Here is a 12556-nt window from a genome sequence, read left to right as displayed (position 1 = left end):
TTGCGGCGCAAATCCAGCCCGCCCGGCGTTTGAGGGCACGGGCGCGGAGCGCACGTACGGGGTCCGGGGCGGAGCCCCGGGGAACGGGCCGTGCCTGGCCCCTGTCAGGGAAGGGGCGGTGGGGTCCAGGAGGCGTGGGTGAGGATCGCGCGGATCGTGGCTCCCGAAGGGGCCAGGCGGAGGGCCGCGTTGCGGGCCCGTACCGCCACGGGGTGGGAGAGCCGGTGGCCCAGCCGCCCGGCCCGCCGGGCCGCGCGGGCCACCGCCGACGCCCGCGGCCGGCGCACGGCGTCGTAGCGGGACAGCGCCGCCTCCACCGACGGCCCGGCGGCCAGCTCCGCGGCCAGGACCACCGCGTCCTCCAGCGCCTGGCAGGCCCCCTGCCCCAGGTTCGGCGTCATCGCGTGCGCCGCATCGCCGAGCAGCGCCACCCGCCCCACCGCGTACGACGGCAGCGGCGCCACCAGCTCGGACACGTCGTGGTGGAGCACGTCCCCGGGCCGGGTCGCGGCCAGGAGGGCGGGGATCGGGTGGTGCCACCCCCCGAACCGGGCCCGGAGGACGGACAGCGGGTCCGCGTGCCGGACCCCCGGCGGGGAGGACAGCACCGCGTGCCACTCCGCCCGCCCGTCGGCGAAGCCGATGTGGCCGAACTCCGCCCCCGGCCCCCACGTCAGCTCGAAGTCCGTGTCCAGCTCCACCGGTTCGGCGGTGATCGCGCGCAGCACGGTCGAGCCGCTGTGCACCGGCCCGGGGTGTTCCGGGAAGAGCTCCCCCCGGATCCCGCTGCGCACCCCGTCGGCGGCCACCAGCAGGTCGGCCCCGTCCCCGTCCGCCAGCGTGCCGACCCCCGTCCGCAGGCAGGAGGGCGGCAGCGCCTCCCGCAGCAGCCGGTGCAGCTCCGCCCGCGGGATGCCGGTCATCGGGATGCCGAGGGCGCGTTCGAGGGCCGCGCCGTCCATCCGGGAGAGCCAGGCCCCGTCGGGGGTGCGGGTCCCGCCCGTGTACTGGCGGCGCGCGGCGTCCCGTACGGCCCCGCCCACGCCCAGCGCGTCCAGGGCGCGGATCCCGTTGGCGGCGAGCGAGATCCCGGCGCCCGCGTCGTCCAGGACGGCTGCCCGCTCCAGCACGGTCACCTCCCACCCCGTGCGGTGCAGTCCGATGGCGGCCGCGAGCCCGCCGATGCCTCCGCCGACCACCACGGCCTTCCTGCCCGTGCCCGTGCCCATCAGACGGCCTCCCGTTTCTACAGGTGTAGAAGTCCTGGGGCATACCGTACCCCGCACCTTCTACAGGTGTAGAAATGGGGGGTGAGTGAACAACGGCGAACCGTCCTGGCCGACGCGGCCATCGAAGTCCTGGCCGACACCGGCATGCGCGGGCTGACCCACCGCGCCGTGGACCGGGCCGCCGGGCTCCCGCCCGGCACCACCTCGGCCTACTTCCGCACCCGCGCCGCCCTGCTGACCGCGCTCGTACGCCGCCTCGTGGCCCGGGACCAGGCCGAGCTGCAGGCCGCCGGAGCGGCCGCCCCGCCGCTGCGCTCCGCGACCGAACTCGTCGACGGCTTCGCCGCCCTGGCCAGGAGCCGCCTGACGGGGGAGGGCCGGCGCCGCTCCCTGGCCCGCCACACCTGCGCCGTGGAGAGCGTCCGCGATCCGGAGCTCCGCGAGATCCTCGTCCCGCGCGACAACGCCGGCCGGGACGCCGTACGGGCCTTCGTCGCCGCGAACGGCGCCGGCGCCGATCCTGACGCCCGCACCCACACCCTGCTCACCTGCGTGGACGGCCTGATCCTCGACCGGCTGCTCTCCGGCGCCGAGGAGGTCGACCGCGACGCCCTGGAGGGGCTCGTCGCCGCCGCCCTCAGATCGTGAGCAGCAGCTTGCCCACGTGGCTGCTCGACTCCATGACCCGGTGCGCCTCGGCCGCCTCCGCCATCGGGAACGCCGCGTGCACCACCGGCCGCACCCGCCCCGCCGCCACCAGCGGCCACACGTGCTCCCGTACGGCCGCGACGATCGCCGCCTTCTCCTCCAGCGGCCGCGCCCGCAGCGTCGTGGCGGTGATCGCCGCACGCTTGGTGAGCAGCGCGCCCAGGTTGAGCTCCGCCTTCACCCCGCCCTGGAGCCCGATGATCGCGAGGCGGCCGTTCACCGCGAGGGCGTCCACGTTCCGCGAGAGGTACTTGGCGCCCATGATGTCCAGGATCACGTCCGCCCCGGCCCCGCCCGTCGCGGCCTTCAGCTCCGCCACGAAGTCCTGCTCGCGGTAGTCGATCAGGATGTCGGCGCCCAGCTCCTTGCACCGCGCGAGCTTCTCCGGGCCCCCGGCCGTCACCGCGACCGTCGCGCCCACGGCCTTCGCCAGCTGGATCGCCATCGTCCCGATGCCGCTGGACCCGCCGTGCACCAGCAGGGTCTCGCCGGGCCGCAGCCCGGCCACCATGAACACGTTCGACCACACCGTCGTGACGACCTCCGGCAGCGCCGCCGCCGTCACCAGGTCCACGCCCGCCGGGACGGGCAGCAGCTGGCCCACCGGGACGGCCACCTTCTGCGCGTACCCGCCGCCGCTCAGCAGCGCGCACACCTCGTCGCCCACCGACCAGCCGGACACCCCCGCACCGACCGCGGCGATCCGCCCGGAGCACTCCAGCCCCGGGTACCGGGTGGCGCCGGGCGGCGGGTCGTAGAACCCCTGCCGCTGGAGGACGTCGGCACGGTTGACGGCGCTCGCGGCGACCTCGACGAGGACCTCGCCGTCGCCCGCCACCGCATCGGGGACGCCGGTCCAGACGAGGGCCTCGGGCCCGCCGGGCTGCTCGATGGTGATCGCATGCATGGCCCGGAGGCTACCGCCAACCGGCCGGACCGGGACAGCACCTACTCGGCGGGCCCCAGTATCACCGGCGGTGAGGAGGGCCGTACCGCCCGCACGATGGTGATGAGACGGTCCGTCAGCTGGAGCGGGCTCGCGTGCGGATCGTCGTACGGCAGCAGCCGGTGCCCGCGCAGCACGCTCACCACCAGGTCGTCCGTGTCCCGAACCGACTTGCCCACCTCGGAGCGGTTGACGGGGCGTTCGATGAGATCGAGGCCGCTGCCCTGCTGGATCAGGTCCTCCATCACCGTGCCCGCGCTCGGGCTGAGGACGGACAGGCCCAGCAGCCGGCCCGCCGCGCTCGCGCTCGTGATGACCGCGTCCGCGCCCGACTGGCGCAGCAGCGGCGCGTTCTCCTCCTCGCGCACCGCCGCGACGATCTTCGCTCCGCGGTTGAGCTGCCGGGCCGTCAGCGTCACCAGCACCGCGGTGTCGTCCCGCTGGGTGGCGATGACGATCTGACGGGCCTTCTGGAGCTCGGCGCGGAGCAGCACGTCGGAGCGGGTGGCATCGCCGACCACGCCCGTGAAGCCCTCCGCGTTGGCCATGTCGATCACCTTGGTGCTGGGGTCGACGATGACGACCTGCTCCTTGGAGAGACCGGTGGCCAGCAGCGTCTGCAGGGCCGAGCGGCCCTTGGTGCCGAAGCCCACGACGACCGTGTGCTCACGCAAGTTCTTCCTCCAGCGGTTCAGCCGCCACTCTTCCCGGGTCCGTTCGGTCAGGACCTCCAGGGTGGTGCCGACCAGGATGATCAGGAACAGCACGCGCAGCGGGGTGATCAGCAGGATGTTGACCAGCCGTGCGCTGTCGCTGTAGGGGACGATGTCGCCGTAGCCCGTGGTCGAGAGGGTCACGGTGGCGTAGTAGACGCAGTCGAGGAAGTCGACCTTCTCGTTGGCGTTGTCGTGGTAGCCACCGCGGTCCACCCACACGATCAGGACCGTCAGCGCCATCACGAACAGGGCCATCAGCAGGCGCCTGGTCACCTGCCGCAGCGGCTTCTCCACGATGCGCTTGGGCAGTTTGATGCGCCGGGCCACGAGTTTCTCGTCGGCCCCGCGGGCCATGGCGTCCGAGCCGTGAAGTTTCACGTGAAACATCCCCCGGAGGCCCACGGAAGATCGAGGATCTCCAGGTCCTGCCCCGCCCGCGCCCCGTGCGGCGGTACGACGGCCAGCGCGTCGGCGGCGGCCACGCCCCGCAGCATCGCGGGCCCGTTGTAACGCAGGGGCACCGCGTGCTCGCCGCTCAGCAGCACCGGGACCAGCCGGGTGTCGTGCGGGTGGCCCGGTACGTCGTCCTGGACCGTGGCGGTGTAGCGGGGGCGCCGGCGGCGGCCGGCGAGGGCCCGCAGCAGCGGTTCGGCGAGGGTCAGCAGCCCGGAGACGGCGGCGAGCGGGTTGCCGGGCAGCCCGACCAGGTGCCGCCCCCCGGCGGCGTCGCCGATCCGGGCCAGCAGCATCGGATGCCCTGGCCGTACGGCCACCCCGTCGACGAGGAGTTCGGCCCCGGCCCGCGCCAGCACGGGGTGGACGTGGTCGACGGGCCCGGAGGCGGTGCCGCCGGTGGTGACGACGACATCGGCGGCGGAGGTGGTGACGGCCCGGAAGAGGGCCTCGGCCCCGGCCGGGTCGTCGCCCAGCCGCCGCGTGCCGATGACCTCGGCGCCGAGCCGGGTCAGCCAGGGGCCGAGCATGGGGCTCAGCGCGTCGCGGATCAGGCCGTCGTGCGGACGGCCCGCGGTGAGCAGTTCGTCGCCGAGGACCAGGACCTCCACGCGGGGCCGCGGCCGGGTGGCCAGCTCGTCGTACCCGGCGGCCGCGGCCAGGCCGAGGACGGCCGGGGTGACCAGGGAGCCGGCGGGCAGCAGCAGGTCGCCGGAGCGGCACTCCTGGCCGCGCGGGCGGATGTCCTGGCCGGTCAGGACGGGCCGGTCGGCGAAGAGCTGGGCGCCGCTCTCGCGGCAGTGCTCGCTGCGGACGACGGCGGTGGTGTCGGCGGGGATCCGGGCGCCGGTGGCGATCCGTACGGCCTCGCCGTCCGCGAGGGGCCCGGGCCGCTCGGAGCCGGCCAGCACCCCGCCGCCCGCCCGGACGCTCCACGGCCCGGGACCGGCGACGGCCCAGCCGTCCATGGCGGAGGTGTCGAAGGACGGCAGATCGGTCAGCGCCTCCAGGGGCCCGGCCAGCACCTCGCCGAGGGCCTCGGAGAGGGGCACCCGGTGGGTCCGGGCCCGCACCCCGGCCCCGGCGTGCGCGGCCGTGTCCCGGGCCCGGGGCCACGCACTGGCGCGGTGGCCGCCGGCTCCGCCCTCGGGGGAGCGGCTGACCAGGGCCAGGGCCTGGTCCAGGGCGCGTTCGGCGTCGGTGGGGGTCATCCGGAGCCGTTCTGTCGGGGGTCGGCGGCATCGGCCTCCGCCTCGGCGGCCCAGCGCAACGCCAGGTCGGCGGCCTTGCGGGAGGCTTCGGCCACGGCCTGGGCGGGGTCGGCCCCGGCGGCCTCGGCCCGCGCGGCCGCGTAGCCGACGAGGAACGTGGTCAGGGGGGCGGCGGGCCGGTCGACGCCGTGGGCGGCGTCACGGGCGAGGTCGAGCAGGGACTTGACGTCGACGGGGAGGTCGATGCCCAGCTCGTTCTTGACGGCGGTGATCCATTGGTCCAGCACGGTTCCATGCTCCCTGATCCGGGCGCGGGCGGCGGCGAGATCGTCCCAGGTGTCGCAGTCGAAGGAGGCGAGTGGGTGCGCCGCGATGCGGGCGAGGTCCAGTTCGGCGGTGAGACCGCGCAGCGGGAGCCCGGTCAGCCGGCCGTGCTCGGTGGCGAGCAGGGCGATCTCGCGGCGCAGCGCCTCGGCCCGGTAGGCGGCGACCAGCGGCTGGTCCTTGCCATCGGGGTCCCGCAGCAGGGCCCCCTCGGCGGCCCCGACCCCGTCGAGCAGCGACCGTACGGTCTCCCGGTCCAGGAACGGCAGGTCGGCGGAGAGTACGAGGACCAGCTCGGCCGTGGTGTGCCGCAGCCCGGCCTCCAGCGCGGCCACCGGGCCCCCGCCGGGCGGCTCCTCGCGGGCCCAGCGCACCGGGCGCGCGGTCCCCCGGCGGCCGCCGACCACGACGGTGGTCCCGGCGTCCGCGCAGGCGTCGAGGACCCGGTCGAGGAGGGCGCGGCCGCCGACGCTCAGCGCGGGCTTGTCGGCCCCGCCGAGCCGCCGCGCGCCGCCGCCGGCCAGCACGATCGCGTCGTAGCTCATGCCCCGAGTATGCGGCGGCCATGTCCCCTGCGGGGATCCCCACTTACCTGCCGTTTATCCGCCGGACCGGGAGTCCGCCGGACGGGCGGAGGGTTCCGGGGGCTCCTCGGGCACCGCGATCCGCGCGACGAAGGGGCCCGCGGCCAGCGCGGCCACGGCCGCGGCCAGGGAGACCAGGCCGCCCGCGTAGAGCACCCAGCGGACGCCCCAGTGCTCGGCGAGCCGCCCGGCGAGGAGCGCGCTCAGCGGGGTCGTGCCCTGGAAGACCAGGGTGTAGAGGGCCATGACCCGGCCCCGGTAGCGGGGGTCCGAGCCGAGCTGGACGCGATGGTTGGAGGCCTGCGCGAAGTACATCATCGCGAAGCCGGTCAGCCCGAGGAGCAGACAGGCCGTGGGCAGGTCGGGGGCGAGGCCCGTGACGGCCTCCAGGGCGCCGAACGCCAGCGCCGAGCCCGCCACGACCAGGGCCGTCGGCCGCCCCCGCCGGGCCGTCGTCACGAAGGCGGCCAGCAGCGAGCCGGCCGCGAGCGCGCTGCTCAGCAGCCCGAAGGCGGTGGAGTCCGTGTGGAACTCCGTCTTCGCCAGCAGGGGCAGGGTGAGCTGGAAGGTGTAGCCGACCAGGCCGAGCACGCCCACGAGGGCCATCGGCAGCACGATGTCGGGGCGCCGGCCGATGTACCGCAGCCCGTCCACGACCCGGGCCCGGCGCGGCCGCGCGGCCGCCCGGTGCAGCTCCGAGGGCCGCATCAGCACCACGCTGACCACGGTCGCCAGGTAGCTGACGGCGTTGACCACGACCACCGCCCCGACGCCGAGGCGGGCGATGAGCAGCCCCGCGACGGCCGGCCCCACCACCCGCGCGACGTTGAAGTACGCGGCGCTCATCGCCGACGCGTTCGGCAGCAGCTCGCTGCCCACCATCTCGCTCACGAAGGAGATGCGGGTGGGCGCCTCGACGGAGTTCACGGTGCCGAGGGCGAGCGCGAACAGCCAGATGTGCCACAGCTGCACCTCCCCGATCAGCACCCACAGCCCCAGCGCCAGCGCGAGGACGGCCGCCGCCAGGTTCGCGAGGATCAGCAGGTGCCGCTTGTCGTACCGGTCCGCCAGCCGCCCCCCGTACAGCGTCAGCAGCAGCACGGGCGCGAACTGCATCGCCGTCACCACGCCCAGCGCGGTGCCCGAGTCCCCCGACAGGTCCAGCACCAGCCAGTCCTGGGCGATGACCATCATCCAGGTGCAGGTGGCGGACAACACCTGCCCGAGGACGAACAGCCTGAAGTTGCGCACCGCCAGCGACTGGAAGGTGCGCTTCAAGGTATTCACCTGGAATTCCGGTTCCCTTCAAGAGCCACGGCCGCGCCCGCACGACGAAGGCGGGCCCGGACCACGCTGGGCGTGATCCGGGCCCGCCTTCATCCTGCCGAAACGGTCGGCTAGAGGTAGGGACCCGAGCGGACGGCGCCGTGTCCGCCGTCCTCGTCGTCGTGGGGGGCGCCGGGCGGGAGTGCGCGGCGCATCTGTTCCAGCTGGGCCCGCGCCGCCATCTGCTGCGCGAACAGGGCCGTCTGGATGCCGTGGAAGAGGCCTTCCAGCCAGCCCACCAACTGCGCCTGGGCGATGCGCAGTTCCGCTTCGGAGGGGATGGCCTCCTCCGTGAACGGCAGGGACAGGCGCTCCAGTTCCTCCACGAGCTCCGGGGCCAGGCCGTCCTCCAGCTCCTTGACGGAGGCGGCGTGGATGTCCTTGAGCCGGACCCGGCTCGCCTCGTCGAGGGGCGCGGCGCGTACCTCTTCCAGGAGTTGCTTGATCATGCTTCCGATCCGCATGACCTTGGCGGGCTGTTCGACCATCTCCGTCACCGGGACCTCGCGCGACTCGTCATCGGCGCCGCCGACCGCCATCCCGTCCTGTCCCACGATCAGGACGTGCGGGGGACTGTCCTGCGACCGTTCACTCCTCGGCATCTCCATGCCGTCATTCTCTCGCACACCTTCGTACTCACACGGTGTGCCCCCGTACAGGCGTGATCCAACCTGTACGGGGGCACCGGGATCGGCCCGAGTGGAGCGGCCGGCCCGCCCGGACTAGCCCGCAGCCCGCCGCGCCAGCGCACCGCTCGAACGGGTGACCAGTGCGGCCAGCAGCGCCGCGCCCAGCGGGACGAGGACCAGCAGTCCGACGAGGGTCCCCCAGGGCATCGCGATCGGCACATAGAGCTCCGTGCCCGCGGACTCGTACCCCATCGAGACGGCCCGCTCGAGGAACCGCGCCGTCTCGCGCTCCTGGACGAGCCGCAGACCGACCGCCGGCAGGATGCCGGCCGCCGAGCCCAGCAGGACGCCCATCAGGGCGATCACCCCGCACTGGAAGCCGCTCAGCGTGCGCCGCACCCGCGGCGGTGCGCCGACCGCGGCCAGGGTCTTCAGGCCGGCTTCGGCGTCGGCCTGGGCGAGCCCGGTGGCGATGCCCGCCGCGCCGATGGTGACCAGGCCGGCGAAGAGGGTCAGGGCGAGCACCTCGATGCTGTTCTCCTGCTGGTAGCCCTGCTCGATCTTGACCTGGGCGTCCACGCCCATCGTGTCGAGGGCGCCGTCCAGTTGCTGGCGCTGTTCGCTGCCCGGCATGCCGTCGAGCGCGAAGTACGCGCCGTACGGGGCCGTCGCCAGCCCGGCGGCCTTGGCGGTCGCGGCGGGCAGTACGAGCTTGAGGCCCCACCCGTTGACGTCCTCCGGCACCTGGTGGACGGGCAGGACCTTGTCCTCGCCCGGCGTCTCCGTGCCCTTGCCGCGCGCGGCGTCGGCCGCGTCGGGGTCGGTGATGAGCCGGATGGTGACCTTGCCGTCCTTCACGTTCCGCTTGTCGAAGGACACGGGCTTGCCCGACTTCAGGGCGGCCACGGCGCCGGGGTCGGTCACGGCCAGCGCGGTCAGCAGCTTCTCGTCGGCGACGACCGCGTCGTTCTCCACGTAGTTCTGGTGCCGGGGCTGCACGCAGCGCGGGTCCTTGCGCAGCTCCTTGGCCTGCTCGGGGCTGAAGTCGGCGGGTCCGTGCGCGGACTCGTGGAGCGGGCAGCGCTGCTCCTTGGGCACGATGATCTCGGCGCGCCCGCAGCCGGTCTCGTTCGAGTACGTGTCGCAGCCCGGCTTCCCGACCACCAGGCGGTCCACATCGGCCCGTACGGACAGCGGGAACTCCCTGGACAGGGCCTCGCGCACGGCCGGTACGTCCTTGTAGGAGCTGTTGTCGGCGACCGAGATCACCCCGGAGTGGTGCGGCAGGTCGGCGGTGTACTCGTGCCGGGCCTGGACGTCCTTGCTGTGCTGGTACGTGGCCACGGCGACGGTGCCGGCCACGGCGGCCAGGACGGCGGCCACGGCGGGCGCCGTACGCCCCCGGTTGCGGACGGCGTCGCGCAGCGCGAGCCGCGGCGACAGCGGCATCCAGCGCCCGACCCGCCCGAAGAGGCCGACCAGGACCGGGGTGAGGGCGACCACGCCGAGCTCGGCGATGGCGCTGCCGCCCGCGACGACCAGGGAGCCCGTCTCGGACACCGTGCCGTACAGGGCGATGGCGGCGCCGCCCGCGACGGCGATCAGGCCGAGGACGGGCAGCACCCGGTTGGCCCGCCGGACGCCGCGGCGCCCGGTGAGCGAGGCCAGCACGGTCTGCCGCGAGGCGGTCACGGCGGGGACGATGGCGGCCAGCAGGCCGGTCACCACGGCGAGCAGGGCGATGGCGGCGAGCTCCAGCGGGCGGAGCTCGAACCCGCCCCAGCGCAGCCCGAGGTACTCCTCCAGGAGCGGCCGCAGCCCGAGGGTGAGACCGATGCCGATGAGGGTGCCGGTGACGGCCGCGGCGGCGCCGATGACCAGCCCGCCGGAGAGCACGATGGCCCGGATGTGCCGCCGGTCGCCGCCGTTGGCGCCGACGAGCCCGAGCTGGCGGCGCGAGCGCCGGGCGCCGACCGCGAAGGCGGGCCCGGCGAGCAGGCAGATCTCCAGCATGGCGAGACCGACGACGGTGGCCAGGACGGCCATTTCGACCGCGTTCGTGGAGCCGCGGGAGAACTGGTCCTTGGGCTCCTGCCGGTACAGCGGCACGTCGGAGTCGGCGGGCTTGTGCAGGGTGACGGCGCGCGAGATGACGAGCACGCCCTTGGTGTTGGCCTCCTTGACCATGTTCCACGTGAAACCATCGGCGCCGCCGACCTTCACGAGGTACGCGTCGTCGGCCCGCACCCCGGGTGCCCCGGCGGCCTGCAGGGCCTTGTCGAGCGGGGTGAGCAGGGTGCCCGGCTGCGCGATGAGCTGCAGCGACTTGAGCGAGCTGGGCAGTTCGTAGGCGCCCACGACCTTGTACTCGTGGTCCGTGCCCCGCGGATTGACGCTGGAACCGACGAAGTAGCCGGACTCCTTCAGGAAGGCGGTGGTGGCGACGACCTCGCCGGCCGCCTCGGGCAGCCGGCCCCGGACGAGCGTGAACCGGCCCTCCACCAGCGGGCTGTGCGTGTCGATCTCGCGCAGTTCGGTGTCGAGGAGCCCGTGCGTGGTGCGCAGTTTGGCGTGTCCGGTGGTGTCCTTGACGACCTCGGCGCCCGCCGGGAGCGATTGAGGCAGCAGGTGCGGGTTCTCGTCCTTGGGCGGCTCGTACGAGTCGTAGCCGCCGACCGGCGCGGAGCGGTCCCCGTCGGGGGACTGGTAGATCGGCACGTTCATGCGGGACAGGCTGAGCTCGGCGTCGGCGGCGCCCAGCCGGCGCTGGAGGTCCTGCTCGACGGAGAGTTCGGCGCTGCGCATCGTCAGGTCGGCCGCGCTCACACCGACGATCGGCAGGGCGATCATCGCGAGGACGAGGACGCTGCGGCCCTTGGAGCGCCAGGCGTCGCGGCGGGCTATGCGGATCGCCGCGATCCAGGAGTGGTACCAGGAGATCACGGGCGGGCCGCCTGCCCCGAGAGGAGGGAGTCGGCCTCGCTGCGCAGGGTCTCGTCGACGACGCTGCCGTCACGCAGGAAGACGACGCGGTCCGCCCAGGCGGCGAAGCGCGGCTCGTGCGTGACGAGGACCCCGGCCGCGCCGGCGTCGCAGCGGGAGCGCAGCAGGGCGAGGACGGATTCGCCGGTCTCGGAGTCGAGGGCGCCGGTGGGCTCGTCGGCGAGGACCAGGCGGCGGTCTCCGACGAGGGCGCGGGCGATGGCCACGCGCTGCTGCTGGCCGCCGGACATCTCGTCGGGGAAGCGGTCGGCGAGCTGTCCCAGGCCCATCTCCTCCAGCGCGGCGAGCGCGGCGGCGCGGGCCCTGCGGGCGGCGGTGCCGTCCAGTTCCAGGGGCAGGGCCACGTTCTCGGCGGCGGTGAGGGCCGGGATCAGGTTGTAGTCCTGGAAGACGTAGCCGATGCTGCGGCGGCGCAGCGCGGCCAGCTGCTTGCGGCTCGCCGTGGTGATGTCGGTGCCCTCGACGACGACACGGCCGCCGGTGGGGGTGTCGAGGCCGCCGGCGAGGGTGAGCAGCGTGGACTTGCCGGAGCCGGAGGGGCCCATGACGGCGACGAGTTCGCCGGGGAAGACGGAGAGGTTGATGCCGCGCAGGGCGTGCACCTCGGTGGCTCCGCTGCCGTGGGTGCGGACGAGCTGGTCCAACTGCAGTACGGGTTGGCGGTCGTGGCGCTGGTCAGGCATGGAAGGTCCCCCTGAAGGGTCAGCCCCGCCGCGTGCGGGCGGTACGGGCTCGGGCGGTGGTGGCCGGGTCGGCGGCCGGGACGCTGTCGGCGCCGGCTTCGGCCGGGGTGCCGGTGGCGGTGGCGGCGGCCGGGGGCGGTGCGGGCGCGGCGGCTCTCCCGTCGGCCGGCAGGGAGAGCCGTACGAGCCGGGCCTCGCAGTGGTCCAGCCAGCGGGCCTCGGCCTCGGTCTGGAAGATCAGCTGCTCCAGTACCAGCAGCCAGGCCACGTCGTCGCGTTCGCGGGACTGCCCGCTCTCGACCGCCGCGAGCGCGGTGGCCTTGAGCCGGGTGTAGTCCTGCATCGCCTTGATGGTGGCGTGGCGCTGGGCCTGGATGACGGCGCGGATGTCGACGCCGGGGGCGCCCACGGCCATGGCGAGCTTGATGGACAGCTCGTCACGGGGCGGGTTGGCGCGGTCGACGGGGCGCTCGTACCACTCGTGCAGTTCGGTGCGCCCGTCGTCGGTGATGGCGTAGAGGGTGTGGCCGGCGGCGTCCTCGCCGTCCGGGGCGACGAGGCCGTCGCGTTCCAGGCGGGCGAGGGTGGTGTACACCTGCCCGACGTTGAGCGGCCAGGTGGAGCCGGTGCGGGATTCGAACTCGGTGCGCAGCTGCGAGCCGTACCGAGGACCCCGTTCCAGCAGGGCGAGAAGCCCGTGACGGATCGACATACCGAGTATGTATACCGAGTATGCTCACGCTC

General features: G+C 74.4%; 11 protein-coding genes. 1 reads left to right on the top strand and 10 read right to left on the bottom strand.

Features of this window, described 5'->3' with window-relative positions; all coding sequences use genetic code 11:
* Positions 1-104: 104 nt before the first annotated feature.
* The gene (locus ACFTXQ_RS03240) at positions 105-1229 is read right to left on the bottom strand and encodes an FAD-dependent monooxygenase (RefSeq protein WP_382635374.1); all 1125 of its coding nucleotides are present in this window, start codon (positions 1227-1229) and stop codon (positions 105-107) included.
* Between the two features lie 81 nt (positions 1230-1310).
* Here ACFTXQ_RS03240 and ACFTXQ_RS03235 point away from each other — a divergent pair, with 81 nt between their 5' ends.
* Positions 1311-1877 carry a TetR/AcrR family transcriptional regulator gene (locus ACFTXQ_RS03235; protein WP_382635372.1) on the top strand — a complete coding sequence of 189 codons (567 nt, stop codon included), beginning with the start codon at positions 1311-1313 and terminating at the stop codon, positions 1875-1877.
* Here ACFTXQ_RS03235 and ACFTXQ_RS03230 read toward each other — a convergent pair.
* The 9 genes from ACFTXQ_RS03230 to ACFTXQ_RS03190 all read right to left on the bottom strand — a co-directional run bounded on the left by ACFTXQ_RS03230 (position 1867) and on the right by ACFTXQ_RS03190 (position 12524).
* The gene (locus ACFTXQ_RS03230; protein WP_382635370.1) at positions 1867-2844 is read right to left on the bottom strand and encodes an NAD(P)H-quinone oxidoreductase; all 978 of its coding nucleotides are present in this window, start codon (positions 2842-2844) and stop codon (positions 1867-1869) included. The genes ACFTXQ_RS03235 and ACFTXQ_RS03230 overlap by 11 nt on opposite strands.
* 41 nt (positions 2845-2885) lie before the next feature.
* Complete coding sequence (locus tag ACFTXQ_RS03225; protein WP_382635368.1) at positions 2886-3986, bottom strand: potassium channel family protein; 1101 nt, start codon at positions 3984-3986, stop codon at positions 2886-2888.
* Positions 3974-5263 (bottom strand): molybdopterin molybdotransferase MoeA, encoded by a 1290-nt coding sequence (locus ACFTXQ_RS03220; protein WP_382635366.1) that lies wholly within the window; start codon positions 5261-5263, stop codon positions 3974-3976. Before ACFTXQ_RS03220 ends, ACFTXQ_RS03225 begins: the two co-directional genes overlap by 13 nt.
* The gene (locus ACFTXQ_RS03215; RefSeq protein ID WP_382635364.1) at positions 5260-6132 is read right to left on the bottom strand and encodes an NTP transferase domain-containing protein; all 873 of its coding nucleotides are present in this window, start codon (positions 6130-6132) and stop codon (positions 5260-5262) included. The genes ACFTXQ_RS03220 and ACFTXQ_RS03215 overlap by 4 nt, the downstream gene beginning before the upstream one ends.
* 54 nt (positions 6133-6186) lie before the next feature.
* On the bottom strand, positions 6187-7458 hold the full coding sequence (locus tag ACFTXQ_RS03210) for an MFS transporter (protein WP_382635362.1): 1272 nt from the start codon (positions 7456-7458) through the stop codon (positions 6187-6189).
* A gap of 110 nt (positions 7459-7568) precedes the next feature.
* The gene (locus tag ACFTXQ_RS03205) at positions 7569-8105 is read right to left on the bottom strand and encodes a bacterial proteasome activator family protein (protein WP_382635360.1); all 537 of its coding nucleotides are present in this window, start codon (positions 8103-8105) and stop codon (positions 7569-7571) included.
* A 114-nt stretch (positions 8106-8219) separates the two neighbouring features.
* Positions 8220-11069: an ABC transporter permease gene (locus ACFTXQ_RS03200; RefSeq protein WP_382635358.1), complete on the bottom strand. Its 2850-nt coding sequence runs from the start codon at positions 11067-11069 to the stop codon at positions 8220-8222.
* Positions 11066-11812 (bottom strand): ABC transporter ATP-binding protein, encoded by a 747-nt coding sequence (locus ACFTXQ_RS03195; RefSeq protein WP_382635356.1) that lies wholly within the window; start codon positions 11810-11812, stop codon positions 11066-11068. Before ACFTXQ_RS03195 ends, ACFTXQ_RS03200 begins: the two co-directional genes overlap by 4 nt.
* Before the next feature lie 19 nt (positions 11813-11831).
* Positions 11832-12524 (bottom strand): PadR family transcriptional regulator, encoded by a 693-nt coding sequence (locus ACFTXQ_RS03190; protein WP_382635354.1) that lies wholly within the window; start codon positions 12522-12524, stop codon positions 11832-11834.
* Positions 12525-12556 lie beyond the last annotated feature (32 nt).

The sequence above is a fragment of the Streptomyces sp. NPDC057010 genome, assembly GCF_042673805.1.
Taxonomy (GTDB): Bacteria; Actinomycetota; Actinomycetes; order Streptomycetales; family Streptomycetaceae; genus Streptomyces.
The sequence above is the reverse complement of the archived record's forward strand: the minus strand, read 5'-3'. Positions and strand labels throughout refer to the sequence as shown.